We start from the raw sequence: 25,766 nt of genomic DNA, 5'->3' as shown, positions 1-25,766 counted from the left end.
CGAACGTCGTATCGCGGCGTCAATTCGCGGCGGCGACATGAGTCCCTCTCAAGCTGACGCTCGGCGCATCAGGCTCGTTCCAGCGGAAGAGCACCAGATGCCAGAGCCCCGGCCGCTTGCGCGAGGGATCGATCAATCCGTACGCGCCGCCGGCAAGGAGGCGGTCGCGGACGCTCCACGACGTCGGCGTGCCCCCGCCGGCGACGATGTCCTGCCAGGGGGCTGTCGCGTCAGCGAGGTCGATGCCTGCCGACTCCAGAGCCCGCGCGTCGCGCAGGTCGACGATGCCGGACGCCTCGACGTCGATCTCAACGATCTCGCGCGCCCCCGCCCGAGCATCCTGGTGGGCGATCATCGCGGCCTCGACACCGTCGACGGACGAGCTCAGGTACAGCGTCGGCTCGTTCGCCCGCGAGTAGCGCCCAGCGGTGCGTGATCCGGCGATCGCGAACTCGCGGAAGCTCGGGTCGATCGCGCGGTAGAACGTGCCCCTCAGTGGTGGGGCGAAGGTCAGGTCGATGCCGGTCACGATGTCAGAGCGCAAACGGCCGGTAGGCGAGCGCGCGATCAATGATCTCGTCGGGCGAGAGCACGGACGGCGGCCAGTAGATCAGGTCGGACACGCGCGGATCAGGCACGTTCGCGCGAAGGACCCCGAGGAGCTGGTCCTGCTCACCCTCGGTGCCCGTCGCGGCCTGGAGTCGGCGGACGAGGTCGACGAGCTCCGCGCGACTGAGTCCGGTGAGATCGGCCATGACCACCATGGTAGATCGGCTGCTGCGCGCAACAGGGGCATGCATCGAGAGTGCGCAGTCTGCTCCTCGCAGGACGATGAGCAAGCACAATGCGCACTCTGGGCGCGGACCGCGAACTACATCCCCGGCGCCATGTCGGCGAAGCGGCTGAAGTGCCCGTGGAAGCCGACGGTGATCGTGCGCGTCGGGCCGTTACGGTGCTTGGCGATGATCAGGTCGGCCTCGCCGGCTCGCGGGCTGTCCTTCTCGTAGGCGGACTCGCGGTGCAGGAGCACCACCATGTCGGCGTCCTGCTCGATCGAGCCCGACTCACGGAGGTCGGACAGTGCCGGCATCTTGTCGGCCCGCTGCTCAGCACCACGGTTCAGCTGTGACAGCGCGATGACGGGGACCTGGAGCTCCTTCGCCATGAGCTTCAGCGCACGGGAGAACTCCGAGACCTCCTGCTGACGGCTCTCGACACGCTTACCGGACGTGAGCAGCTGCAGGTAGTCGATGACGACCATCTTCAGGCCCACACGCTGCTTCAGTCGACGGCACTTCGCCCGGATCTCCACGAGCGTCATGTTCGGGCTGTCGTCGATGTAGAGCGGAGCGTCGTTGATGCGCCCACGCACCTGCGCGATCTTCGTCCAGTCCTGCGAGTCGACGGTGCCCTTACGCATGAGCTGCAGCGGCACGGACGCCTCAGCACTCATGAGACGCATCGCGATCTCGCTACGACCCATCTCGAGCGAGAAGAAGATCGACGGCTGATTGTAGTGCACGGACGCAGCGCGGGCGAAGTCGAGCGCGAGCGTCGACTTACCGATAGCAGGTCGGGCGGCGACGATGATGAGCTGACCCGGGTGCAGACCGTTCGTCAGTTCGTCGAGCTCGCGGAAGCCCGTCGGCACGCCGGTCATGGAACCGTCGGTGTGCTTGGCGGCCTCGATCTCGTCGATCGCCGCACTCACCGCGTCGGTCAGCGGGACGTAGTCCTCGACCTCCTGGTTGCCCGAGACGGCGTAGATCTCGGCCTGAGCGGAGTTGACGAGCTCGACGGCCTCACCCTCGGCGGCGTACCCCATCTGCACGATGCGGGTGCCCGCCTCGACGAGCCGACGCAGCAGCGCGCGCTCCGCGACGATGCGGGCGTAGTAGCCGGCGTTCGCCGCGGTCGGCACGAGACTCGTGAGCGTGTGGAGGTAATCGGCACCGCCGGCGCGGGACAGCTCGCCCGTCTTGACGAGCTCGTCGGTGACCGTGATGACGTCGGTGGGCTCACCGTGCGAGTACAGCGTCAGCAGGGCGTCGTAGATGACCTCATGCTTGGGGATGTAGAAGTCCACACCACGGAGCGTCTCGACCACATCGGCGACCGCGTCCTTCGACAGCAGCATGCCGCCGAGTGCACTCTGCTCGGCGAGGAGGTCGTGCGGAGGGACCCGCTCGTTGCCGCGCGGCTCGTCGTACGAACCGCCACCTTCGGAGCGGTTGAGGTGAGCGATCGACAAGTGGACATCCCTTCTCGATGTTGACTCGGGTGGTGCGGGTGATGACGACTCAGGTGTAGCAGGAACGTGCGACACGCACGGGCCCTGCGGGGCGCCCACGGGCTACGGACGAGGGCTGCTCAGCCTGCTCGCCCGGCTGTTCCGAGACGCCGATGACTCACGATAGGGCCACTCGTCTCCACAACCAACTCTGCCTGTGGATAACTCTGTGGAGAGATCGGGGGAAACGCCGCGTGTCGTGTGCACAAGCTGTGGGAAACCCTGTGGAGAGAGAAGTTTTTCCGCCAGTCAATACCGTCCTGACCAGGAGATTCTGATTCCACAGGCTATGTGTGGAAAGTTCTTTCGATCCTGTGTCGAACGTTGAGGAGAACGGGGGTCACCTGTGTACAACTTGCTTGACTCCGAGGGCGAAACGGGTGTAGCGCACAGGTGTCGCGGCGACGCGTCGCCCCCGTTCTGGGCACAGAAAAACGCGATGGCGGCAGACCTCTCGGTCCACCGCCATCGCGCTCATCACGACGTGCATGAGGCGCCGGACCCGAGGGCCCGACACCGCACGGCGGGTACTACTTGGCCGCGACCACCTGAAGGGTGATCGTGGCGACGATCTCGTCGCGGAGGCTGATGGTGGCCTCGTGCTCGCCGACGTACTTGATCGGGGTGTGGATCTCGATCTTGCGCTTGTCGACCTCGCCCAGCCCGGCTTCCGCCACGGCCTTCGCGATGTCGGCAGGCTTCACGGAACCGAACAGACGGCCTTCGCCACCCGTCTTGACCGTGAGCTTGACCTTGGTGGCCTGGAGGCGAGCCTTCAGGTCCTGGGCCTCTTCGATCGTGGCGTGCTCGCGCGCAGCGCGGGCCGACTTGATCTGCTCGACCTGCTTCTCGCCACCGCGGGTCCACGGGGTCGCGAAACCCTGGGGCACGAGGAAGTTGCGGGCGTAGCCGTTCTTGACGTCGATGACGTCACCAGCGGAGCCGAGGCCGGAGACCTCGTGCGTCAGAATAACTTTCGACATGTGCGGCGCCTCCTAGCGGCCAGAGCCGGCGTAGGGCAGGAGCGCCATCTCGCGTGCGTTCTTGACCGCACGTGCGATGAGTCGCTGCTCCTGGACGTTGACACCGGTGATACGACGAGCACGGATCTTTCCCCGCTCGGAGATGAACTTGCGAAGCGTGGCGACATCCTTGTAATCGATGACACCAACGCGGATCGCCTTCGCGGGAGCGACGTTCTTGCCGCCCTTAGCACCGCGGGCAGGCTTGCGGCGGTCGCCGCTCGACTTTCCAGCCATGGTTGTTCCTTTGCGTGTGAATGGAGTGATCGGCTAACCGGCAGAACCGGACCGATCGAATCTGTTTAGAAGGGGGTCTCGTCGCTGTAGCTACCCGGAGTGTTCCAGGCATCTGCACCGCCGTTGCCGCCGGAAGCTGCGGGTGCGCTCTGAGCCCAGGGCTCGTTCTGCTGCACCTGCGGAGCTCCGCCGCCGCGCTGCTGACCACCGCCGCCGCCACCCGAGGGTGCACGGCTGATGGTCGCGGTCGCGTACCGGAGCGAAGGGCCGATCTCGTCGACTTCGAGTTCCATCGAAGTCCGCTTCTCGCCTTCCTTCGTCTCGTAGGAACGCTGCTTGAGACGCCCGGTCGCGATGACGCGGCTTCCCTTGGTGAGCGATCCGGCCACGTGCTCGGCGAATTCACGCCAGACGCTCGCGCGCAGGAACAGCGCTTCGCCGTCCTTCCATTCGTTCGTCGCGCGATCGAAGTTGCGCGGCGTGGAAGCGATGGTGAAGTTGGCGACAGCCAGGCCGTTCTGCGTGAAACGCAGTTCCGGATCGCTGGTCAGGTTGCCCACCACGGTGATGACGGTCTCGCCGGCCATGAGCCCTAGGCTTCCTTGGTCTCAGCCGCAGCCGGAGCCGCGTCTGCCTTGGGAGCCGCGGCGACAGCAGCAGCAGGCTTGGCGGCAGCCTTGCGGGCGGCCTTCTCTTCGCTGCGCTTCGTCTCGGTGGCGACCTGAGCGATGGCCTCTTCGGCACGCAGCACCTTGGTGCGCATGACGGCCTCGGAGAGCTTCAGCTGGCGGTCGAGCTCCTGCGTGGCAGCGCTCGATGCAGTGAAGTCCACGACGGCGTAGATGCCTTCGGTCTTCTTGTTGATCTCGTAAGCGAGACGACGACGGCCCCAGATGTCGACCTTGTCGATGGTTCCACCATCGTTGCGGATGACGTTGAGGAACTTGTCGAGGCTCGGTGCAACCGTGCGCTCGTCAATCTCGGGGTCGAGGATGACCATGAGTTCGTACTGATGCGTCACTAACCCACCTCCTTCGGACTCGAACGGCCACAGACTTTCTGTGGCAGGAGGGTGTAAGCATCGTTGCGATCGGGTGAGAACAGAGCGGACGCACCCGGGCAACCTTCACAGCGTACCGGACGGGAGCCCGTACCGCCACCGCGGGCCTGTCGCGGAGCCGCCACGCGTGGGATGCTGGACGCGATGAGCAGCCCAGCCAGCCGACAGCGCGCCGACCGACTGATCGGTCTCGACCTCGCGCGGTTCCTCGCGCTCATCGGCATGATGGCCACGCACGTCTGGGCGTTCGACATCGCGACCGGTGGACACACGCCGATCACGGAGGTGTTGTCCGGCAAAGCCGCTGCACTGTTCGCCGTGCTGGCCGGCATCGGGATCGTCCTCACGATCCGCCGTGACCTCGCCGCCGGCTCCCCCGCCGCGGCGCGACTCAACCTCTTCGGACGCGGCTTCGCCCTGCTCGTCCTCGGCCTCACCCTCGGCGTGCTGCCCGGCGGCATCTACGTGATCATCGCGTATTACGGCGTGACCTTCTGGCTCGCGATCCCGGCCGTCACGTGGCGTCCGCGTACGCTGTTGATCGTCGCGGCCGTCTGGGCGGTGGTCTGGCCGATCTGCTCGCAGGCGCTCCGGGTGCCGCTCAGCGGCGTCGACTCCCCCGAGATCGGCAGTGCGTCCTGGCTCGACGTCTCGGACGGCGGGTTCGCCCGAGGGCTGCTGCTCACCGGGGTGTACCCGGCGCTCACCTGGATCGTCTACGTCCTCGTCGGGATGGCGGTCGGCCGGCTGCTCATGGATGCGCGGGCGGACGGGACCCTGCGACGGTTCGCACTGCAGCTCGCGGCGATCGGACTCGTCGTCGCCATCGCCTCGGATCGCCTCGCCGCCCTCCTGCTCGGTCCGGTCGGCGGCGTCCAGGGCATCGCGCGCGCCTGGACCGGCGGGCTCGAGCCCGATCCGACGACGATCACCGCCGTCGAGGACGCCCTCGCCGAGGGGATGTACGGCACGAGCCCCACGGAGTCCTTCTGGTGGCTCGTCGCCCGCGCCCCGCACTCGGGCACCACGCTCGACCTCGTCTTCACGATCGGGATCGCGGCGCTCGTCATCGGTCTATGCCTGGCGCTCGGCACCGTCCTGAACCGCGGCTGGTCGCTCGCGCTCCTGCCGGCGACCGGCGCCGGGGCCGCTCCGCTCACCGTCTACTCGGCGCACGTGTTCATGGCGTCGGTGGGTGCCTTGATCGCCGCGATCGCCGGGACGTATGCGGACACGGCGTGGTTGATCTCGAGCCCGCAGCTCTGGCTCATCCACGTCGCCGGCGCGCTCCTCCTCGGCTGGATCATCGCCCTCACGAAGCGTCGTGGTCCGCTCGAGGCCCTGGTCCACGCGGCCGGCCGGGCGCTCACCGTCGCCGCGAACCGCCCTGGTTGGACGCCCACGACGATGACGCCTGTGCCCGAACCGCACGGAACACCGCACGTACGATGACCGGTCCGATGACACGAACCTCGACGCTGGACACGCGACCACTCACGGAACGGATCGACCGACGCGCACTCCGCGAGTACCGCACGGGCCTCCCGGGCGAGGTCCGTCCACCACTCCTGGCGGCGATCTGGCCCGCCGTCGTGCTGGCGGTGCTGCCGATCTTCTTCCTCTCCGCCTGGTGGTTCGTACTCGAAGACGGCTCGATGCCGGATGAGCCATGGGACTGGTCGGCCCTGATCCTCCTGCCCTACCTCGCGCTGCCCGTCGGCATGCTCGTCCTGCTGGTGCGCACGGTCCGACGACGCAGCGGCGTGCGTCAGTACCGGCTGGACCGATTCGCTCGGGCGAACGGCCTGGGCTACCGACCGTTCGCCATACCGGTGGCGTTGCCCGGCCTGATCTTCACGATGGGCGGGACGAGCGTGGTGAGGGACCTGCTGTGGCGGGACGGCAGGTCGCCGCTGTCCGTCGGGAACCTGCGCACGACCATCGGTTCGGGACGGAACCGCAAGGAGCATCGGTGGGGCTACGTGGCGCTCCGGCTGCCGGTGGCGCTCCCCCACATCGTCCTGGACGCCGTCGGTAACAACTCGCTCCTGCACCCCCGCCTGCCCGTCACCTACGCTAAGGACCAGCGGCTCTCACTCGAAGGCGACTTCGACCGCCACTTCGAGCTGTACTGCCCGCGTGGGTACGAGACCGACGCACTCTACCTCTTCACACCCGACATCATGGCGCGGTTCATCGACACCGTCGCCGAACTCGATGTCGAGATCGTCGACGACCACCTCTTCCTGTACTCACCCAAGGACCTTTCGACCCTCGACCCCGAGGTGTGGACGTGGCTGCTGTCGGTCGTCGACATCCTGACGGAACGCATCGCGCAATGGGAGCGCTGGCGGGATCGTCGACTGGAACCGGTCGACGCGGCGACGATGGCGGCTTCGTTCCCACTGATCCGTCCGCCACGAGGAGTGGCACGGCAGGGAAGACGCCTGTCCCGTCGGACAGGATGGTGGTGGCTCATCGGTCTGGCCCTCGCCGTCTACGGCTGGTACCTCATCATCACCGACGCCGTCCGGGCGATCACCGGCGGCTGAGCCCACCCATCCCAGCCCGCGAACTGTCACTTCGGAACAGTGCGGGCCGCGCGCACCCGCATCAAGTGACAGTTCGCGGGCTAGGGGGCGAGGAAGGCCGCGGCGAGCATCGCCGCCGTCCCGCCGATGCAGATCGTGCCGATCGCGACGGCCCCCATGAAGATGCCGACGACGACGACCCAACCGGTGAGACAGCCGATCACCGCGCCGCCGGACTCGAGCAGGCTCGCGAGCGGTCGCTGGTCGTCCGGGGCCACCGCGTCACCGTCGGTCGGGCGGGCTCCAGCCGCCCAGGCGGGTCGGGTCGGGCGGGTCTGGACGTGTTCGACGGTCATGGCGCATCCTTTCGAGGGCTGATGCACTCCATCCCACCGCCCGACCTGTTTCGCCAGCGTCAAGCTCGCGAACTGTCACTTCGGAACAGTGCGGGCCGCGCGCACCCGCGTCACGTGACAGTTCGCGGGCTACTTGGCGTCGGCGTAGGAGGTGACGACGGCGGTGGTGACCGGGAACTCGACCGGCGCGGTGCCGAAGATCAGGCGACCGGCCTCGGCCGCCGCCTCGCGCACGAGGGCGACGACCCGCTCGGTCTGGTGCTCGGGGCAGTGGACGACGATCTCATCGTGGAGGAAGAAGACGAGGTGGGCCGACTCGGTGAGCGCGGCCGCCGGACCGACCGACTCTGCGGCGAGCGCCTGCAGCCGCGTCCGGAGGCCGGCCATCCAGCACAGCGCCCATTCGGCGGCGGTGCCCTGCACCACGAAGTTGCGGGTGAAGCGACCCCAGCTCCGTGCCTCCATGCGGGCGCGCTGCGTGGCCGCCGCCGTCGCACCCTCCATCGACGCGGCGGACTGGATCTCGCGCCAGGTCTCGCCGGGTAGCGGTGAGGTGCGGCCGAGCCGGGTGCTGACCCGTTCCCCGCGCTCCCCGGCACGGGCGGCGGCCTCGACGAACTCGATCGCCTGCGGGAACGCCCTCGTGAGCCGGGGCAAGAGGCGCCCGCTCTCCCCCGTCGTCGCGCCGTACATGGCACCGAGCATCGCGATCTTCGCATGTGGTCGGGTGTCGACCGCGCCGACGTCGACCATGCCCTGGTAGAGGTCGACCCCGCGTCCGGCATCGGCCATCGCGCGGTCGCCGGACATCGCCGTGAGGATGCGTGGCTCGAGCTGCGCGGCGTCGGCGACGACGAAACGCCACCCCTCGTCCGCGAGGACGGCACCGCGGACCTGGTGCGGCAGCTGGAGGGCACCGCCACCGTCGGACGCCCAGCGGCCGGTGACGACCCCGCCGGGCACGTACGTGGGACGGAAGCGCCCGTCCTTCACCCAGGTCTCGACCCACGTCCAACCGTTCGCGGTGAGGAGACGGGACAGCTTCTTGTACCGGAGCAGCGGCTCGATGACGGGGTGCTCGATCTCCTGCAGCTCCCACTGGCGAGTGGACGTCGCGTTGATGCCGGCACGCTGCAGGGCCTTGAGGAGCTCGCCCGGTGACTCGGGGCTGAGCTCCTGCACCCCGAGGGCGGCCTTGACCTCCTCGAGGACCGCGGCCAGCTTCGCCGGACGGACACCGGGCGGCACCTTGGGGCCGAGGGCGTCGGCGAGGATGCGGTCGTGGGCCTCGGCGTCCCACGGGAGACCGGCGAAGGTCATCTCCGTGGCGATGAGGGCACCGGCGGACTCGGCGGCGAGGAGGAGTCCGAGCTGCGAGCGTCCCTGCGGTGTCGCACCGTCGACGGCGTCACGCTGGAGCGTGAACTCGGCGACGGGATCGCGTTCGCCGCCCGGGAGGTCGAGGTCGAAGAGGGTCCCGACCGCCTCCGCACGCTGGGCGACGCGCGGGTCGAGGACCTCGTCCCACGGGCCCGCCGGAGCCGTCGCGAGGGCGGAGTCGGCGGTGAAGGCGGCATTGCGGAGGAGGTTGTGTGAGAGCCGGAGGTCGACGCAGCGGGCGACCCGGACACCCGCGGCGAGGAGCGCCGGGTACCAGAGCGTGGTGTCGTCCCAGACCCAGCGCGGCGGATTCGGCTCGGCTTCGAGACGCCGGACGAAGGCCGCGAGGTCGGCGCGCGGGATGGTGGTCTCGGAGACCGGAGGTGGTTCGCCGGACGGAATGGGGCGGTCCTCGAGGTGCACGACGCGCACGCGGGCGCCGTCGAGCTGCTGGAGGACGATGTGCACCACCCCAGTCTGCCGTCACCCGCCGACCTCGCCCGACGCGCGCACTCGCTTGAGACACGAGACCCGGACGGAATCACTCGTTCCATCCGGGTCTCGTACTCGTCAACGCAGCTACAGCGCACCGCTCCCGTCGGGCCAAACTACCTGGCTAGAGAAACCGCTGCGCCAGCGTGATTCAACTGGCGCGTCGCCGTTTGTTGATCCAGCCGATGAGCCACCAGGCGGTAGCGAGCAGCCCCACAAGGAAGATCGCGCTCGCTAGGTAGTCCAACGGCCGGGCGCCACGGGCGATCGCACCTAACAGCAGCGGAACGCCGCCGGCGAAACCGCCGGCGATGAGGGCGCGTCGCCTGCGCAAGGGTGGATGCAGGTTACGAGGGTCAGACACGTACACACCCTGCCGTCACACCGTTCAAGTAGATCTTCATCTCCTTCCCGTTCTGGCAGACGCCCCAGTTGGACAGGACAGCGAAAGCGATCGTGATGAGTCCGCCGACAACCAGACATGCTGCTTGTCCGACTCCAGGTATCGCGCAAATTGCGGCTCCGATCGCGAAGCCGCTTCCGCCGATGATGAGGTTCTGGTCGAGCGCGTTGAAGAGGACATACATGCCGCCGCCGGCGACGACGGCCGTCGATACGACGAGTACAAGGACAGCACGAATCATCCACTTTGATTTCATTCTTTGCTCCATTTCGATACAAGAGGACTCCCTCTCGGTGAAATATATGCACCTGAAACTCTTCATGCAAGAAGCTTCCTGGTCAAAAAACGAGAGCGCAGAAGTTTGGAGAAGCTGACCGCGATTGCGTTGCGTGGCTCGTCGATCACTGCGCTTTCAGCGTCGACCGCAGTCGCTACCGGGACATCCCCCCTATGGGGGTGGGCGCTGCGGTGCCAGACTGCGAACATGCTGATCTCGACGATGAACGATGTCCCCGGCCGCCAGGTCACCGAGGTGCTGGGCGAGGTGACCGGCCTCACGGTCCGGGCACGCAACGCGGGCGTGCAACTCGGCGCCAACTTCAAGGCGCTGCTGGGCGGTGAGCTCTCCGGGCTCACCAAGCAGCTCGCTGAGAGCCGCGAGGAGGCGAAGCAGCGACTCATCGAGGCGGCCACCGCGCTCGGTGCCGACGCGGTGCTCGCGATGCGGTTCGACGCGGCCGAGGTCGGCCAGAACTACCAGGAGGTCGTCGCCTACGGCACCGCCGTCAAGCTCGGCTGAGCACGGGGCCTGAACCGACGCGGTCCCTGAGCTGTCGAAGGGCGCACTTCGACAGGCTCAGTGACCGGGGGTGAGGGTCAGGCGCGGAGGCGCTTGAGCTCCTCGCGGCGGACGGCCTGCTCGGCCGGGTCCGGCACCGGGAGCGACGCGAGGAGACGACGCGTGTAGACGTCGCTCGGCGCACCGAGCACGGTGGAGCCCGGCCCCTCCTCGACGATGTCGCCGCGATACAGCACGAGGATGCGGTCGGCGAGGATGTCGACCACCGCGAGGTCGTGGCTGATGAACAGCGACGCGAACCCGAACTCACGCTGCAGCTCGGCGAAGAGCTCCAGCACGCGAGCCTGCACCGACACGTCGAGTGCCGAGGTCGGTTCGTCGGCGACCAGCAGCGCCGGTTCGAGCGCCAACGCCCGCGCGAGCGAAGCGCGCTGCCGTTGCCCACCGGAGAGCTCGTGCGGGAACCGGTCGCCGAACGCCTTCGGCAGCTGGACCGCCTCGAGGAGCTCGTCCACCCGACGCCGAGCCGCACGTGCGTCGCCGAAGCGGCCATGCACGATGAGCGGCTCCGCCACGCACTCCGCGATCGTGAGCAGCGGGTTGAAGCTCGTCGCCGGGTCCTGGAACACGAACCCGATCTCACGACGCTTCGGAGCGAACTCGCGCTCCTTCACCCGGTTCATCTCCACGCCGAGCACCGACAGCGACCCGCCGGTCACCTTGGTGAGCCCGGCGATCGCGCGGCCGATCGTGGTCTTGCCCGACCCCGACTCCCCCACCAAGCCGAGGACCTCGCCCGCGTGGATCGTGAAGTCGACGCCCTTGACCGCCCGGAACCCGGCACGCCCGAAACGACCCGGGTACTCGATCTCGAGCTCCTTCGCGACCACCACCGGCTCACCGAGCTGCAGCTGCTTGCCGCGCTCGACCTCGGCCGGCGCGGAGCTCTTGCCACGGCCGACGTGCGGCACCGACGACAGGAGCTTCTTGGTGTACTCGGCCTTCGGTGAGGAGAACAGCGCCTGGACGGGAGCCTCCTCGACGATGTCGCCCTGGTACATGACCACGACGCGGTCGGCCAGGTCGGCGACGACGCCCATGTTGTGCGTGATGAGGACGATGGCCGTGCCGAACTCGTCGCGGCACCGACGCAGGAGGTCGAGGATCTCCGCCTGCACCGTGACGTCGAGCGCGGTCGTCGGCTCGTCGGCCACGATCAGTCCGGGGTCGAGCACGAGTGCCATCGCGATGACGATGCGCTGCTTCTGGCCGCCGGAGAACTGATGCGGGAAGTAGTCGACCCGCTCCTCCGGCTCCGGGATGCCGACGCGACGCAGGATGTCGATGGCCTTGGCCCGTGCCTCGGCCTTCGTGTACGACCCGTGCGCGCGGAGACCTTCGGCGATCTGCCAGCCCACCTTGTAGACGGGGTTGAGGGCCGTCGACGGCTCCTGGAACACCATCGCCGCGTCGCTGCCGCGGATGGACCGCAGCTGCTCCGCCGACGCCGTGACGACGTCCTGCTCGGTCGAACCGTCGCGGGAGCGCAGGACGACCGCGCCGGAGGCCGTCGCCGTCTCCGGGAGCAGACCGAGGATGGTCTTGGCCGTGACCGTCTTGCCCGAACCGGACTCGCCGACGATCGCGACGATCTCGCGTGGTGCGACCGACAGCGAGATGTCGTTGATCGCCTTCACCGCGCCGGCATCGGTCGAGAACGAGACCCCGAGGTCGCGGATGCTGACGATGTCCTTGGTGCCGAGGTCGCGTGGACCGGTGGTCGGCGTCGACTGGCTCATGAGCGCTCGTCCTCTCGTCGGTTCTCCAGATCGCTGTCCGCCGCGGCGTCGCTCACGGCTCCCAGCGACTCGGCGTCCATCATCCCGGCGCCACCGGGGCTGTCGGGCGTGCCACCGGTGGTCGTGATGCTCGACGTCGCAGCGACCGATCCACTCGACGCACCGACCCGACGACGGCTGCGCAGACGCGGGTCGGACAGGTCGTTGAGGCTCTCACCGACTAGGGTGATGCCGAGCACGACGAGCACGATCGCGAGACCGGGGAACAGCGCGGTCCACCAGATCCCGCTCGTGACGTCGGAGACGGACCGGTTGAGGTCGTAACCCCACTCGGCGGCCGCGGTCGGCTCGATGCCGAACCCGAGGAAGCCGAGCCCAGCGAGCGTGAGGATGGCCTCGGAGGCGTTGAGGGTGATGATGAGCGGCAGCGTCCGGGTCGCGTTCCGCAGCACGTGGCGGAACATGATGCGGGAGCTCGACGCACCGATGACCTTCGCCGACTCGACGAACGCCTCGCTCTTGATGCGCACGACCTCGGAGCGGATGACCCGGAAATACTGCGGGATGAAGACCACGGTGATCGAGATCGCGGCGGCGAGGATGCCGCCCCAGAGGCTCGACTGGCCGCGGCTGATGACGATCGACATCACGATCGCGAGCAGCAGCGACGGGAAGGCGTACACCGCGTCGCAGACGACCACGAGCACGCGGTCGAGCCAGCCGCCGAAGTACCCGGCGACGAGCCCGAGCAGGACGCCGATGAAGATCGACAGGATGATCGCGGCCACGATGACGAAGAGCGCGGTCTGGGCTCCCCAGAGCACCCGGGACAGGACGTCGTACCCGCCGACGGTCGTGCCGAGGAGGTTCGTCGCGTTCGGCGCCTGCTGCGTGCCGAACGAACCGTCGTCGCCGCGCAGCTGGTTGAACCGGTAGGGCGCGACGAGCGGCGCGAGGATCGCGATGAGCACGAACACGCCCGTGACGACGAGACCGATGACGAGCATCGCCCGCTGCAGCCCGACCGACTGCCGGAACTGCTTGACGACGGGGAGACGTTCCCGCAACGGTCGCTTCGCCGGCGCGGTCTGAACGGCGGTGGTGGCTGTCGGAGCACTCATGCTCAGTACCTCACCCTCGGGTCGATGATCGCCGCGATGATGTCGACGATGAAGTTGGTCAGGGCGACGATGACGGCCAGCAGCGCGACGATCCCCTGGACGGCGACGAAGTCACGCGCCTTGAGGTACTCGCTCAGCATGAAGCCGAGGCCCTTCCATTCGAACGTCGTCTCGGTGAGGACCGCGCCCGCGAGGAGGAGCGCGATCTGGAGGCCGATGACCGTGATGATCGGGATGAGCGCCGGACGGTAGGCGTGCTTCGTCACGAGCCGGAACTCACTGACGCCGCGCGACCGGGCCGCATCGACGTAGCCGGAACCGAGCGTGCCGATGACGTTGGTGCGGACCAGCCGGAGGAACACGCCTGCCGTGAGCAGGCCGAGGGCGATCGCCGGGAGCACCGCGTGGGCGAGGACGTCGCTGATCGCCGTCGGATCGCCGAGGCGGATCGCGTCGATCAGGTAGATGCCGGACGGGTTCGAGATGGTCTGGAGCGTCAGCTCGGTGCCGGTGCTCGCCCGACCGGCGACCGGGAGGATCCCGAGCCAGACGGAGAAGATGAGCTTGAGCAGCAGGCCGGCGAAGAACACCGGGGTGGCGTAGCTGAGGATCGCGAAGACGCGGAGGCCCGCGTCCTGCCAGCGGTCACGGCGGGCGGCGGCGAGCATGCCGAGCGGGATGCCGACGATGAAGGCGACGATGAGCGCGTAGATCGCGAGTTCGAGGGTCGCGGAGCCGTACGTGAGGAGGACCTCGATGACCGGCCGGTTGTCGGAGATCGTCGTGCCGAAGTTGCCGACCGCGATCTGTCCGAGGAACTCGACGTACTGGATGAAGATGGGCCGGTCGTAGCCGGCGGCGCTGATGCGTTCCGCGAGCTGATCGGCCGGGAGTCTGCCTCCGAGCGCCGCGGTGATCGGATCACCGGTCAGGCGCATCAGGAAGAAGACCATGGTGACGAGGATGAACACCGTCGGGATGATCAGCAGGAAGCGGATGACGAGGTACCGCCAGAGTCCGCCACCTCCGGAACGTCTGGCCGCCTTGGGGGGTGGGGTTGCGACAGCTGCCGTCATTGCAGTGGATCCTCCTCGATCACCGACTCGGTAGAGCCCGGACAGACGATCGGGGCGGCTCTGTGGAGCCACCCCGATCGCGACGTCCGACTCACCATAGTCGGATATCAGTTGGTCAGGCTAGTCAGCCCTTGGTGATGGGCGCGTAGCGGAACTTGAACGACGCGTCGAGGACGGTTCCCTCGACGTCCTTGCCGACGACGGCCACCTGAGCGCCCTGGAGCAGCGGGATGGTCGACAGGTCGGCCGCCTCCGTGTCCTGGATCTGCTCGATGAGCTTCGTCCGTGCGTCGGCGTCCGTCGTCGAGCGCTGCTCGTTGATCAGGTCGTTGACAGCCGGGTTGTCGTAGTGGTTCGCGAGGAAGTTGTCCGTGGCGAAGAACGGCGACAGGTAGTTGTCGGCGTCGGAGTAGTCCGGGAACCAACCCAGCTGGTAGGCCGGGTAGACGTCCGTCGTGCGGTCCTTGGCGTACTGGACCCACTCGGTCTGCTGCAGGTTGACGGTGAACAGGCCGTCGGCCTCGAGCTGGTCCTTGATGAGCGCGTACTCGTCGCCGGAGCCGGAACCGTAGTGGTCACCGTTGTACTGGAGGTTGAGCGCGACCGGAACGGTCACACCGGCTGCCTCGAGCGTCTCCTTGGCCTTCGCAGCGTCGGGGCCGCCGTCGCCGTCGCCGTAGAGGCCCTTGAGGGACTCGGTGGCACCGGTCAGGCCGGCGGGCACGTAGGAGTAGAGCGGCGTGTAAGTGTCCTTGTAGACGTCCTTGGCGATCGCAGCGCGGTCGATGAGGTCGGCAGCGGCCTGGCGGACGGCGAGCGCCTTCGCCGGGTCGGCGTCAGCGGTGGTCGCACCGTAGGGCATCGTGTCGAAGTTGAAGACGAAGTAGCGGATCTCGCCACCGGGGCCGTCGACGACCTTGACGTTCTTGTCCTTCTTCAGGTCCTCGATGTCGGTCGCGGAGAGGCTGCGCGATGCGACGTCGATGTTGCCCTGCTTGACGTCGAGCTTCAGGTTGGACTCGTCGGTGTAGTACTTCACGTTGACGGTGTCGTTCTTCGCCTCGCCGAGGAGGCCCTGATAGTCGGCGTACTTCTTGTACGAGATGAGCTCGTTGAACTTGTAGCTGTCAATCGTGTACTGACCGGCGAACGCCTTGTCCTTGACGATGTCGTTGTCGGGCGTGACCTCGGTGGCGGAGAAGACGTCCTCGTCGACGATCGGGCCGACGGGGCTCGAGAGCACCTGCGGGAAGGTCTGGTCGTTCTCGGTCTTCAGCGTGAAGACGACGGTGAGGTCGTCGGGCGCATCGGTCTTCTCGAGGTTGCCGAGGAGCGACGACGGGCCGTTGTCGTCGGCGATGGCGAGCTGACGGTCGAAGCTGAACTTCACGTCGGACGAGGTGAGGTCGTTGCCGTTGGCCCACTTGAGGCCCTTCTTGAGCTTCACCGTGTACTCGGTCGGCGAGGTGAACTCGGCCGACTCGGCGATGTCGGGCTCGACGTCCGGGCTGTTGTACGGCGTGTTCAGGAGGAACGGGAAGACCTGGTTCATGACGGCGAAGGAGCCGTTGTCGTACGATCCGGCCGGGTCGAGCGTCGTGACCTTGTCGGTCGTACCGATGACGATCGTGCCGCTGGCACCGCTGCTGGAGCCGCTGCCGCCGCCGGCGGCGCAGCCGGCGAGGGCGAGGGCGGTGATGGAGAGACCCGCGAGCGCGACGGCGCTCTTCCGGAATCCGCTACGTGGGGATGACATTGATGTCGACCTCGTTTTCTGTGTGTGAGAGACGGCACGGCTGTGTGCAGGTTCTTCGCACGTGCTTGTAGAGGATTACAGCACGCTCCGAACAAATCCCTCAAACCCAGAAGGCTTCCGGTGCTGATTCGTTACGAGCACGAAACGTGCGCATGCGGCAGCTGACGCGCAAGGACCGCGCGTTTGGCCCGAAGTCCGTGGAACTCGCCGTCTCGCACCGATCATGGATCACCGGTTGTCGATAGTATACAGTCTACAGATGACAGGTCCGGATGAGGCGGACCTCAAGACTCTGAGGAGCTCGTATGTCTGTGCACCCGCCTGCGGCCACCACCGCCCAGCTGGGCGGCGACACGCCCGCCGCTCCCGAGTTGCGCCCGGCGCAGAGCGCTCGCGTGGCGCGGACGCACCTCACCTATCGGGAGGCGGCTCCCGGGCTCTCCGTCCGTGCAGCGGACCTGTCGCTCAGACTCGACGGCGGCGGTCACGGGCTCCTCGACACGACGCACTTCGACACCGTCCGCTTCCCGCCACCGGCCTGGGCCGACCAGGCCATCCGCGAGGCCGTCGCCAACGGCGAATGGGCGTACACCCCGTACCGAGGCGACCCCGGTGTGCTTTCCGACCTCGCCTCGGCGATCAGCGGCTTCCTCGGCAGCCCGGTGGGTCCCGGCAACCTCGCCCTGACCCCCGGGACGCAGGGCGCCCTGTTCACGACGCTGTCCTCGATCGTCGACGAGGGCGACCTCGTCCTCCTCGCCGACCCGGACTACCTGTTCTGCGAGCGGATCCTCGCGTTCCTCGGAGCACGGGTCGAGCGCATCCCGCTCATCCTCGACGGCGAGCACCCCGGCCTCGACCTCGACGTGGTCGAACGGTTCCTGCCCGAGCAACCGAAGCTGCTCATGTTCTCGCACCCGAACAACCCGACCGGCGCCGTCTACCCCGCGGAGATGATCTCCCGCGTCGCCGAGCTCGCCGTCGCCGGCGGCTTCCGCGTCCTGGTCGACGAGCTGTACAGTCGCCTGCTCTACACGGACACCCCGTTCCCGCACCTCCGCTCCGAGCCCGGCATGGCCGACCGCACCATCACCCTGCTCGGCCCGTCGAAGACCGAGTCCATGAGCGGCTTCCGGATCGGCGTCGTGGTCGCCCCGGAGGACGTCATCGCGTCGGTCGAGCAGACGCTCGCGATGACCTCGCTCCGCGCCCCCGCCTACGCGCAGCGCATGCTCGCCCGGTGGCTCGTCGACGACGACGACTTCCTCCACGAACGCATCGCCGACCTGGAGGCGATCAAGCGCACCACCGTGGAGAGCCTGTCGCGGGTCCCCGGCCTACGCATGACGCCGCAGGACGGGACCGCATACCTGTTCCTCGACGTCTCGGCGTTCGGGGTGTCGGACGTCGAGGTCGCCGGAGCCCTCCAGCGCGAGGCGCAGGTCGTCGTCTCGCCCGGGTACCAGTTCGGCCCCTCCGGCAGCGGGCACTTCCGGATCTGCTACGCCCGCGACGAGACGGAGTGGGCTGCGGCGCTCGAGCGGATGGTCGTGTGCCTGACCGGCCTCGCGACCGCAGCCGGTATCGACGCGTGACCGACGGCGTGCCTCGCGACGCGAGGCTCCAGCCGGCCGGCGCATACTCCGTCGCACGCCTCGTCGGCGAGCTCGTCCACACCGCCGGCATGACCCCGCGGGTCGACGGCGCGCTCGTGGCGACCGGCCGGATCGGTCGCGAACTCGACGACGCCCAGGCGCTGTCCGCCACCTGGATCGCGACCGAGCGGGCGCTCGCTGCCGCTGCGAACGCGGTCCCCGAGGGTGCCTTCCTCACCGAAGTGGTCTCCCTGACCGTCTACCTCGCCGTGGCCGACGGCTTCGTCCGGCTGAGTGAGATCGCCGACGCGGCGAGCGCCGTGGTCGTCGAACGGTTCCCGGACGCCGAGCTCCCCGTCCGTGCTGCCCTCGGGGTCGCCGCGCTTCCCGGCGATGCACCCGTCGAGATCCAGCTCGTCGCGCGATGCACCGGCGGGCCGATCACCTGATCAGCGCCCAGCGGTCGACGCGTGTGGTCTGATGGTGGTCATGGCCGTCTCATTCAGCTTCACCGTCGGGGTCGACGAGCCCCATCACGTCACCGTGCGGGTCGCCGGGATCCGGAACCGGGTGACGATCGAGGTCGACGGGTGGCTGGCGGCCGACAGCGGGGGCAATCTGGGGCGCATCATGCCGAACGTCTTCGACGTCGAGGTCGGGGTGCAGGAACGACACATGGTGTCGATTCGGGTGATCATCCAGGAACCGATCGACGGTGGCGCACGCTACATCGACGTGTTCATCGACGGCCGCTTCGCCGCGCGGCACGACTGGCGGGCGATCCGCGAGCGGTGACCGTGGGTCGACGGGTCAGTAGCCCCGGTCGGCGTCGAAGCGGTTGAGCAGCGGCTCCCCCGCGCGGTACCGGGCGAGGTTCTCGATGAAGAGCGCGGTGAGCGTCGCGTTCTCGCTCTCCACCGTGGACGCGGAGTGCGGTGAGATGAGCACGTTGTCGAGGTCCCAGAGGGGCGAGTCGGCGGGCAGGGGCTCCTCACGGAACACGTCGAGGGCGGCACCGCCGAGTCGACCCGAGCGGAGGGCCTCGATGAGGGCGTCCTCGTCGATCACCTGACCGCGCGAGATGTTGACGACGGCGGCCCCCTCGGGGAGGAGCGCGATCCGGTCCGCACTGATGAGGTTCTCGGTCTCGGGGGTGAGCGCCGTGCAGAGCACCAGCACGTCCGTGGCCGGCAGCACCTCATCGAGCCGGTCGACATCGCTCAGCTCGACGCCCTCCGGCAGCTCGTAGCTCCCGCCCACGCGACCCACCGCGGTCACGCGGGCACCGATCGCGTCGAAGGTCCGGACCACGTTCGAGCCCATCCCGCCGACGCCGACGACCGCGACGCGCATGCCGGCGAGCTGCCTCGTGGTGTACCGCTCAAACCGGTGCTCGCGCTGCTGACGCTGCAGGTACGGCAGGCCCTTCACGACGAAGAGCGCGCCGGTCAGGGCGAACTCGGCGAGCGGCACGGCGTGCACGCCACCGGCCGTCGTCGCGACGATGCCGCTCCGGTCGAGACCCGTGCGACGCATGAACGCGCCGATGCCCGCACTCGTGGCCTGGATCCATTTCAGGTTCGGTGCGCGCTGCGGGAGCGCCGCCGGGTCCTGCCAGTCGAAGTCGAACGCGACCTCGGCCCGCGCGAGCAGTTCCTCCCAGCGCCGCTGGTCCGCGGCGCTCAGCTGCGGCGTCGGCCCGTGGTGGTCGGCGACGTACTGCGGCACGCCGATGAGCGTCGGGTCGTAGAGCACCTCGACGTCCGGGTGGGAGGCGCGGATCGCCTCGACGTGTTCGGGTTCGAGGTAGCTCGTGATGAGGATCTGCATGATGGTCCATCCTGCCGCGGACGCGGCGGCGTGTGCGGGCGGTCGGGTGCGCGCGGTGTCAGGCGGTCGGCCAGGGGTCGACCGCGGCGAGCCGCTCGGCCGTCAGCGCGGGGCGGTCGCCAGACGCCTCCGCCGATACCGTGCGGGGCTGCAGGACCCGACGGGGTCCGCAGGCGATCGGCAGGAATCCCGGTCCATGCCCTGGCATGGGCGAGCCTCCGTGGACGACGATCCCGACGGTGATCCAATCGCGGCGGAACCCCATGTTGTGGCGGACGTCGAGGTGCTCGACGGCGAACAGGTCGCCGAGGCGCATGTCGATGCCGTCGAGTTCCGGCGAGTCCGGGGTGACGGCGAGATCGACGTCCCACTGGTGCGCCGGCCGGCCGATCCCGTTCCCGGCCACCTTGCCGGGGAGGACCCCGACCACGTCCACGGTCGCGACACCCGCGTCGACCGTCACGGGGAGGGCGTCGAGCAGTGCGGGGTCGATGTTCAGCAGGACGATCTCCTCCGGTAGGTCGGCGCGTTCGTACCCCTGCCCCATCGCGTGCACGGCGATGCGGTCTCCGGGCAGGAGCGCCGCCATGGTCTCGTCGTCGAACGACACGATGACCCTGCCGGCCTCGCCGCGCTTGCCGACGACGGAACCCGTCGCGCCGGTCGCCACGCCGGATCGCACCGTGGCGCGGTTGCCGACGCACGCGAACGACGTCAGGCCGAAGCGCGATCCCGGGTCCGGGTGCACGAGGGTGACGCCGGGTGCCGCGTGGTCCGTGTCGGTCGCGAACACCGAGTCCCCCAGGTGCACGCCGAGCACGACACCGCCGTCGCCGACCGGCACGTAGGGGTGCCCGTCGCGGTCGATCCGGTACGACACCATCGGGGTGAGGCCGGCGTGCTCGACGAAGCCGAGCAGGTTGTTGGCGATGATCGAGCTCATACGGTCGTCTCCGTCGCGGTCGTGGGGGTGGAGGTGCTCGTCGCCCGGCCCATCGCGGTGAGCGCAGTGGCGAGGTTCGCCGCAGGATCGTCGAGGACGGTGAACGCCGACGCGGGTCCCGACAGCAGGGTTGAGGGCCCTGGTCCGTGCCCGAAGAGGCGGCACTCGCCGGTGGAGATGACCCCGATCGTGATCCAGCCGGGCCGGTAGCCGCGTCCGTAGGAGTGGTCCTGGTCCTCGAGGACGACGATGTCGCCGATGCGGAGGGACTCGAGGCCGAGCGACAGGTCCTCGCTGAGGCCCGGGTAAGCGCCCATGAGGTCGGTGTTGGCGAACTCGGAGAGCATGCCGCCACCGGCGCCGGCCGCCTCGGCCGGGGCGCGCATGGCCACGCCGACCTCGAGCGTGCCGTCGGCCGCCGTTGAGAACGGCAGGTGCGGCAGCAGTCGTGGGTCGAGGTTCTTCACCCGGATCTCCGGGTGGTCGAGGAGGCGCAGGCCCTGCCCGCGGGCCTCCACGCTCACGGCGTCGCCGGTCGTCACCTGGCGGAGTGCGCCGTCCGCGAAGTCCGCGAGGACGTAGGCGTGCTGCCCGATGACGACCCCCTCGGCGCCGGTGGCAGGACCGGAGCGCACCGTCACGATGTTGCCCACGCAGCTGAGGAACTGCAGCGCGGCGTTCGCCTCGGCGCCCGCGTGCCGGATCGACAGGCCGGGTTCGAGATGGTCGCTCGCGTGCCCCGTGGCGGCCTCTCCGACGTGCGCACCCATCGTGACCCCGCCCATGCCGGGCAGGATGAAGGGGTGGCCGTCGGGGTCGACCCGGTAGCCGTGCCGGTCGGCCTGGGGTGGCCAGACCTCTCCGGTGAGAATCTGCGTGACCAGGCGGTCCTCGTTGGTCCTGAGGCTCATGCCGTCGCTCCCTTCGGGGCCGGGGCTGTGCCGAGGGCGAAGCCGCGGATGCGGAGTGGTGGCGCGGTCGCGGCACCGTTGAACACGTTCATGAGCGGCTGGCTCAGTGAGACCGATCCGACGCCGTCGACCCGCGCGAGACTGTCGAGCACGCTCACCGTGAAGCGCTGCGACTCGACCGGCCGCGTGATGCGACCGTTCTCGATGAGGAAGCACGCGTCGCGCGTGACCCCCGTGATCGTGGAGCGGACCGGATCGACGGTGCGCGTGTACCAGAAGCGCTGCAGGTACACCCCGCGCTCGACGCCCGCGATGAGGTCGAGCTCGGTCGTGTCGGCCGCGCGGAGGATGACGTTCATCGGGATGGCGTGCGGAGCCTCCTCGCGAGCGATGTGGAAGTTGCCGCTCGACGCGGTCCCGAGCGCGAAGGCGGTCTCCCGGTCGGTGACGACCTCCGCGACCCGTCCGCGGTCGAGGAACGGGACGTCGCGCTTCGTGGTGCCCTGGAAATCGAACGGGAACGGCAGTCCGAGGTCGGCCGTCGCGTCGTCGTGCACCGAGACGAGCGACGAGGCCGCCTGCTCCCCGGCGCGGGTCGCGGCCGTGCCGAATCCCGAGGCGAGGGCTCCGCCCGTGAACCCGAAGGCGCCGAAGAAGTCGAGGAACTCTCCGGCGGCGAGCGCCCCGAGCACGACGTCGTACTCGCCGGGGGCGAGCGGGGCGCGACCCCGGGTGGCGGACGCCTCCGAGAGCGTCCGCTCGACGGACTCCGCCGCCAGCAGGCGGTCCGACGACCGGGAGAGGTCCTTCCAGTGGGAGGAACCGTCGTCGATGCGGACGGTGAGGGAACCCTGCGCCTCGGTCGCCGCGGCGTACCGGGAGGTCCCGCGCTCGCGGTCGTGGAAGGCGACCTCCGTGACCGCCCGGCCGAACATGCCTGCGGCCACACCACCGGCGCGATCGGCCTCCGCCATCGCCCGGTCGGCGAGGGCGACGTGCTCGCCGACGTCCCAGGCCGCCGTGTCCTCGCCCCAGAGCAGGGCGCCGGACGCGGTGCGACCGGACACGACCGGCTCGTCGACAGGGCCCGGTTCGGCTCGCGGTGGCGCGGCGGGGAGCCCCTGTCTGGCCTGTTCGCGCGCGGCGGCGCTGGCGTTCGCGACCGCCCGGCCGAGCCCGGAGATCGAGCTGGCCGCGGCGAGCGACGCCCGCCCGTCGACCTCGGCGCGGACCATGATCTGCACCTCGTCGATGGCCTGACTCTGATGCACCCGGCGACCGGCGAAGCGGGTGAAGTCGCCGCGCCGCCCGGTGAGGAACGCCTCGATCCGGTCGGCCGGGGCGTCGCGGAGGGCTGCCTCGAGCGCCTCGGCGGCTCGCTCGCCGCCGACGACGGGCTCGAAGGCGGTCGTGGTCGTGCTGTCGGTGTCGCTCATCGGTCCACTCCGATCCGAAGGTTCCGCACGAGCGTCGGCGAGGCGCCGTGCCCGAGGAAGCCCCATTGCTTGGGTTCGCCCTTGCCGCAGGGCATGCCGAAGGCCTTGAACTCCTCCGGCCCGGCGACCGCCTCGACGGACTGCCAGAACTCGGGCGTCGTGCCGCCGTAGGAGAAGCCGCGGAGCAGACGGCCTCGGACGCCGTCCTTCACCTCGTAGGCGACCTCGGTGCCGAACTGGAAGTTGTGTCGACGCTCGTCGATCGACCAGCTGCGGTTGTCGTCGATGTAGTAGCCGTTCCCGAGCCGCTCCTGGAGTTCCTCGGTCGACCCGCTGCCAGGCTCAAGGAACACGTTCGTCGCGAAGCACACGGGCGTGTAGCCCCAGCCGTCCGAGCGGGCGGCGCCGATCGACGGGACGCCGATCCTGGCCGCGGAGTCCCGAGTGGAGAGGAAGTTGCGGATGATCCCCTCGGAGATGAGCGGCTGCCGGGAGGCCGGGACACCCTCGTCGTCGAAGGCGAAGGAGCCGCGGGTACCGGGCACCGTCGGGTCGGAGGTGATGTTGACGGCCTCCGAGCCGTAACGGAGCGTTCCGACCGCATCGGGTCCGATGAAGGAGGTGCCGGCGTAGTTCGCCTCGTCACCGAGGATCCGGTCGAGTTCCAGGGCGTGACCCGTCGACTCGTGGATCTGCAGCGCCATCTGGGCGGGCCCGATGATGACGTCGGCCGTGCCCTGCGGCGCGAGCGGCGCGGTCAGCAGTTCGACGGCCTCGCGTCCGATCCGGTCGGCCTCCTCGACCATCCGGAGCCCCTCCACGTACTCCCATCCCGCCTGCGCGGTGTTGCCGTGGAACGAGTTCGGGAAGGATCGACGCTGCATCGTGCCGTTGCCGACCGCGTTCACGAGCGCCATGGCCCCGCTCTCGATGAGGTGCTGGTGCTGCATCGACCCCTCGGTGTTGGCGAAGTGCCGATGCTGCCGTTTCGCATTCAGACCGGCCTGCGCCATGACGACTTCGACGGGCGCGCTGGCCGCGCTCAGGATGTCGCCGAGCAGCGCCTGCCGCGTCGACGCCGACACCGCGAAGGGGTCGAGTACGACGTCGGTCGCGTACCGACCGCTCACCGCCGGCATCGGTGGCAGCTCGGTGCGGTACGCGTCGGACACGCGGTCGGCGTTCCGCGCGTTGGCGAGAGCCCGGTGCGCGGCGAGCGTGAGGTCGTCTGCGTCGTCGATCGGCACGGAGGCGAACCCCCAACTGCCGTTGAACAGCACCCGGACACCGACGCCGAGGTTGTGCTCGATCCGCTCGTCCAGACCGGACTCGAGGGTGGAGTAGAGACGCACCTCCTCGGCCTCGACGAGTCGCGCATCGGCGTAGCCGACCCCCGGGACGTCCAGGGCGGCGAGCACCCTGGTGAGCATGGTCGCCGCGGTCCGGTCGTCCGCGAGTTCACCCCAGGCGTGGGCCGCGGCGTCCACCGCGGCGAGCGGCGCGACCGTGTCGGCGCTCGTCACGCGCGGGCCGCCTCGGCGTCGTTCGCGTCCGACGGGGCGAGCGCGAGAGGGAAGTCGCACCAGGCGCGGGTGCGGAAGGACAGCTCGAACGCGTTGATCGTCTCCTGGACGAGCGCGCCCTGGTCGAAGTTGCCCTGGTTGAAGTCCTCACCGGAGAGGATCTCGGTGGCGAAGTCCTTGCAGAGGTTCGAGTAGAAGAGGAACGGCCAGGGCTCGGTGGATGCCCCACCCTCGGGGAAGAACTCCTGGGGGATCTCGAGCTCCTCGAATTCGACCTGGTCCTTCTTCGCGACCTTGATCGTCTGGCAGATACCCGCCTCCTCGACGAGGCGGACGATGATCGCGCCCTCCGAACCGTAGATGCGGGCCTCGATGCCGGGGAAGTTGCCGACGGTGACGTAGGACGACTGGATCGACGCCAGACGGCCCTGCTCGAACTCGGCGATCCACATGTCGCCGTCGTCGATGTTCATCCGCTGCATCGCGCCCGTGTCGCGGACCATCCGCTCCGGGACGAAGTTGCGCATCGTCCCGACGACGCTCGTCATGGGGGCGTCGAGCCACCAGTGCATGATGTCGATGATCGGCGCGCCGTAGCCCTCGATGGAGGAGACGGCGATGACCTCGGGGTCCGCGTCCGGGTCCACCTGACGCAGCGGCGTCTTCGGATCGATCCACTGACTGTTCTGCTCGTAGCCGTTGAAGATGTAGGGCTCGCCGATGAACCCCTGGTCGATGAGGTGCTTCGCGTACTGGATGGCGGGGGCGAAGCGGAAGGTGAAGCCCAGCTTCGTCTTGACACCACGCTCGGCGGCGAGCGCCGCGGCGCGCCGGGTCTCGGTGTAGTCGCTGTTCACGGGCTTCTCGCAGAGGACGTGCTTGCCCGCCGCGATGGCCGCCATGGAGATCTCGAAGTGCATGGCGTTGCCGGTCGCGACGTCGATGACGTCGATGTCGGGGTCGTCGATCAGTTCGCGGTAGTCGGTCACGGCACGCTCGACGCCGAACTCCGCGGCCGCCGACGCGAGCGCCTCCTCGTCGATCTCGGCGAGCGCGACGACCTCGACACGCGGGTCGCGCTGCCAGCCGGGGATGTGGGAGCGGACGGCCCAGCGGCCGGCACCGACGACGGCGACTCGGAGCTTGCGATCGGACTCGGACATGGTGGTTCTCCTTCTGCGGGTGCCGGCATCGTGCGATGCGCGG

General features: G+C 68.8%; 26 protein-coding genes. 6 read left to right on the top strand and 20 right to left on the bottom strand.

The window, feature by feature from the left end; genetic code table 11:
• Positions 1-19 precede the first annotated feature (19 nt).
• From AC4PMY_RS10350 to rpsF, 7 genes are all read right to left on the bottom strand, one after another.
• A complete protein-coding gene (locus AC4PMY_RS10350) occupies positions 20-529 on the bottom strand; it encodes an RES family NAD+ phosphorylase (RefSeq protein WP_254773631.1) in 510 nt (169 codons plus the stop codon).
• Between the two features lie 4 nt (positions 530-533).
• A complete protein-coding gene (locus tag AC4PMY_RS10345) occupies positions 534-755 on the bottom strand; it encodes a bacteriocin immunity protein (protein ID WP_071262182.1) in 222 nt (73 codons plus the stop codon).
• Between the two features lie 116 nt (positions 756-871).
• A complete protein-coding gene (gene dnaB / locus AC4PMY_RS10340) occupies positions 872-2,245 on the bottom strand; it encodes a replicative DNA helicase (protein WP_369808454.1) in 1,374 nt (457 codons plus the stop codon).
• 575 nt (positions 2,246-2,820) lie between these two features.
• Entirely contained in the window at positions 2,821-3,273 is a 453-nt protein-coding gene (gene rplI, locus AC4PMY_RS10335) for a 50S ribosomal protein L9 (RefSeq protein WP_056780635.1), read from the bottom strand.
• A gap of 12 nt (positions 3,274-3,285) precedes the next feature.
• Positions 3,286-3,549, bottom strand: coding sequence for a 30S ribosomal protein S18 (gene rpsR, locus AC4PMY_RS10330; protein ID WP_056010351.1), 264 nt, complete (start codon positions 3,547-3,549; stop codon positions 3,286-3,288).
• A gap of 65 nt (positions 3,550-3,614) precedes the next feature.
• Positions 3,615-4,136: a single-stranded DNA-binding protein gene (locus AC4PMY_RS10325; RefSeq protein WP_064295656.1), complete on the bottom strand. Its 522-nt coding sequence runs from the start codon at positions 4,134-4,136 to the stop codon at positions 3,615-3,617.
• Positions 4,137-4,141: 5 nt separating this feature from the next.
• A complete protein-coding gene (rpsF, locus tag AC4PMY_RS10320; RefSeq protein ID WP_194718777.1) occupies positions 4,142-4,549 on the bottom strand; it encodes a 30S ribosomal protein S6 in 408 nt (135 codons plus the stop codon).
• A gap of 204 nt (positions 4,550-4,753) precedes the next feature.
• On the opposite strand from rpsF, the gene AC4PMY_RS10315 reads away from it, so the two are divergent.
• Together AC4PMY_RS10315 and AC4PMY_RS10310 are read left to right on the top strand one after the other, a co-directional pair.
• Complete coding sequence (locus tag AC4PMY_RS10315; protein ID WP_491622630.1) at positions 4,754-6,061, top strand: heparan-alpha-glucosaminide N-acetyltransferase domain-containing protein; 1,308 nt, start codon at positions 4,754-4,756, stop codon at positions 6,059-6,061.
• Between the two features lie 8 nt (positions 6,062-6,069).
• The gene (locus AC4PMY_RS10310) at positions 6,070-7,161 is read left to right on the top strand and encodes a hypothetical protein (protein WP_491622629.1); all 1,092 of its coding nucleotides are present in this window, start codon (positions 6,070-6,072) and stop codon (positions 7,159-7,161) included.
• Between the two features lie 80 nt (positions 7,162-7,241).
• Here AC4PMY_RS10310 and AC4PMY_RS10305 read toward each other — a convergent pair whose 3' ends face one another.
• From AC4PMY_RS10305 to AC4PMY_RS10295, 3 genes are all read right to left on the bottom strand, one after another.
• Positions 7,242-7,496, bottom strand: coding sequence for a hypothetical protein (locus tag AC4PMY_RS10305; protein WP_079003701.1), 255 nt, complete (start codon positions 7,494-7,496; stop codon positions 7,242-7,244).
• Positions 7,497-7,625: 129 nt separating this feature from the next.
• Positions 7,626-9,344, bottom strand: coding sequence for a bifunctional 3'-5' exonuclease/DNA polymerase (locus AC4PMY_RS10300; protein WP_491622628.1), 1,719 nt, complete (start codon positions 9,342-9,344; stop codon positions 7,626-7,628).
• Positions 9,345-9,724: 380 nt separating this feature from the next.
• Positions 9,725-10,093, bottom strand: coding sequence for a hypothetical protein (locus AC4PMY_RS10295; protein ID WP_491622627.1), 369 nt, complete (start codon positions 10,091-10,093; stop codon positions 9,725-9,727).
• A gap of 162 nt (positions 10,094-10,255) precedes the next feature.
• Here AC4PMY_RS10295 and AC4PMY_RS10290 point away from each other — a divergent pair, with 162 nt between their 5' ends.
• Positions 10,256-10,570, top strand: a complete 315-nt coding sequence (locus tag AC4PMY_RS10290; protein ID WP_064294105.1) for a YbjQ family protein — start codon at positions 10,256-10,258, stop codon at positions 10,568-10,570.
• Positions 10,571-10,647: 77 nt separating this feature from the next.
• Here the strand turns inward: AC4PMY_RS10290 and AC4PMY_RS10285 are convergent, their stop codons facing one another.
• The 4 genes from AC4PMY_RS10285 to AC4PMY_RS10270 form a co-directional block, all read right to left on the bottom strand.
• The gene (locus AC4PMY_RS10285) at positions 10,648-12,369 is read right to left on the bottom strand and encodes a dipeptide ABC transporter ATP-binding protein (RefSeq protein WP_491622626.1); all 1,722 of its coding nucleotides are present in this window, start codon (positions 12,367-12,369) and stop codon (positions 10,648-10,650) included.
• Positions 12,366-13,490, bottom strand: coding sequence for an ABC transporter permease (locus AC4PMY_RS10280; RefSeq protein ID WP_079003704.1), 1,125 nt, complete (start codon positions 13,488-13,490; stop codon positions 12,366-12,368). The genes AC4PMY_RS10285 and AC4PMY_RS10280 overlap by 4 nt, the downstream gene beginning before the upstream one ends.
• 2 nt (positions 13,491-13,492) lie before the next feature.
• A complete protein-coding gene (locus tag AC4PMY_RS10275; protein ID WP_071262062.1) occupies positions 13,493-14,566 on the bottom strand; it encodes an ABC transporter permease in 1,074 nt (357 codons plus the stop codon).
• A gap of 124 nt (positions 14,567-14,690) precedes the next feature.
• Complete coding sequence (locus AC4PMY_RS10270; RefSeq protein ID WP_491622625.1) at positions 14,691-16,322, bottom strand: ABC transporter substrate-binding protein; 1,632 nt, start codon at positions 16,320-16,322, stop codon at positions 14,691-14,693.
• A 305-nt stretch (positions 16,323-16,627) separates the two neighbouring features.
• On the opposite strand from AC4PMY_RS10270, the gene AC4PMY_RS10265 reads away from it, so the two are divergent.
• The 3 genes from AC4PMY_RS10265 to AC4PMY_RS10255 are packed head-to-tail and all read left to right on the top strand — an operon-like array spanning position 16,628 to position 18,712.
• Positions 16,628-17,917 carry a pyridoxal phosphate-dependent aminotransferase gene (locus AC4PMY_RS10265; RefSeq protein WP_491622624.1) on the top strand — a complete coding sequence of 430 codons (1,290 nt, stop codon included), beginning with the start codon at positions 16,628-16,630 and terminating at the stop codon, positions 17,915-17,917.
• Entirely contained in the window at positions 17,914-18,366 is a 453-nt protein-coding gene (locus AC4PMY_RS10260; protein WP_491622623.1) for a RidA family protein, read from the top strand. The genes AC4PMY_RS10265 and AC4PMY_RS10260 overlap by 4 nt, the downstream gene beginning before the upstream one ends.
• A gap of 40 nt (positions 18,367-18,406) precedes the next feature.
• Positions 18,407-18,712 carry a hypothetical protein gene (locus AC4PMY_RS10255; RefSeq protein ID WP_139205474.1) on the top strand — a complete coding sequence of 102 codons (306 nt, stop codon included), beginning with the start codon at positions 18,407-18,409 and terminating at the stop codon, positions 18,710-18,712.
• Positions 18,713-18,727: 15 nt separating this feature from the next.
• On the opposite strand, the gene AC4PMY_RS10250 is transcribed toward AC4PMY_RS10255, so the two are convergent.
• The 6 genes from AC4PMY_RS10250 to AC4PMY_RS10225 are packed head-to-tail and all read right to left on the bottom strand — an operon-like array spanning position 18,728 to position 25,723.
• On the bottom strand, positions 18,728-19,747 hold the full coding sequence (locus AC4PMY_RS10250) for a D-2-hydroxyacid dehydrogenase (protein ID WP_491622622.1): 1,020 nt from the start codon (positions 19,745-19,747) through the stop codon (positions 18,728-18,730).
• Positions 19,748-19,805: 58 nt separating this feature from the next.
• Positions 19,806-20,690, bottom strand: a complete 885-nt coding sequence (locus tag AC4PMY_RS10245) for a DUF4438 family protein (RefSeq protein ID WP_491622621.1) — start codon at positions 20,688-20,690, stop codon at positions 19,806-19,808.
• Complete coding sequence (locus AC4PMY_RS10240; protein ID WP_491622620.1) at positions 20,687-21,601, bottom strand: DUF4438 family protein; 915 nt, start codon at positions 21,599-21,601, stop codon at positions 20,687-20,689. The genes AC4PMY_RS10245 and AC4PMY_RS10240 overlap by 4 nt, the downstream gene beginning before the upstream one ends.
• On the bottom strand, positions 21,598-23,037 hold the full coding sequence (locus tag AC4PMY_RS10235) for a metallopeptidase TldD-related protein (protein WP_491622619.1): 1,440 nt from the start codon (positions 23,035-23,037) through the stop codon (positions 21,598-21,600). Before AC4PMY_RS10235 ends, AC4PMY_RS10240 begins: the two co-directional genes overlap by 4 nt.
• Positions 23,034-24,560, bottom strand: coding sequence for a TldD/PmbA family protein (locus AC4PMY_RS10230; RefSeq protein WP_491622618.1), 1,527 nt, complete (start codon positions 24,558-24,560; stop codon positions 23,034-23,036). Before AC4PMY_RS10230 ends, AC4PMY_RS10235 begins: the two co-directional genes overlap by 4 nt.
• A complete protein-coding gene (locus AC4PMY_RS10225) occupies positions 24,557-25,723 on the bottom strand; it encodes a Gfo/Idh/MocA family protein (protein ID WP_064294097.1) in 1,167 nt (388 codons plus the stop codon). The genes AC4PMY_RS10230 and AC4PMY_RS10225 overlap by 4 nt, the downstream gene beginning before the upstream one ends.
• Between the last annotated feature and the right edge of the window lie 43 nt (positions 25,724-25,766).

The organism is Plantibacter sp. MDV22-iso1, from assembly GCF_058408345.1.
The sequence above is the reverse complement of the archived record's forward strand: the minus strand, read 5'-3'. Positions and strand labels throughout refer to the sequence as shown.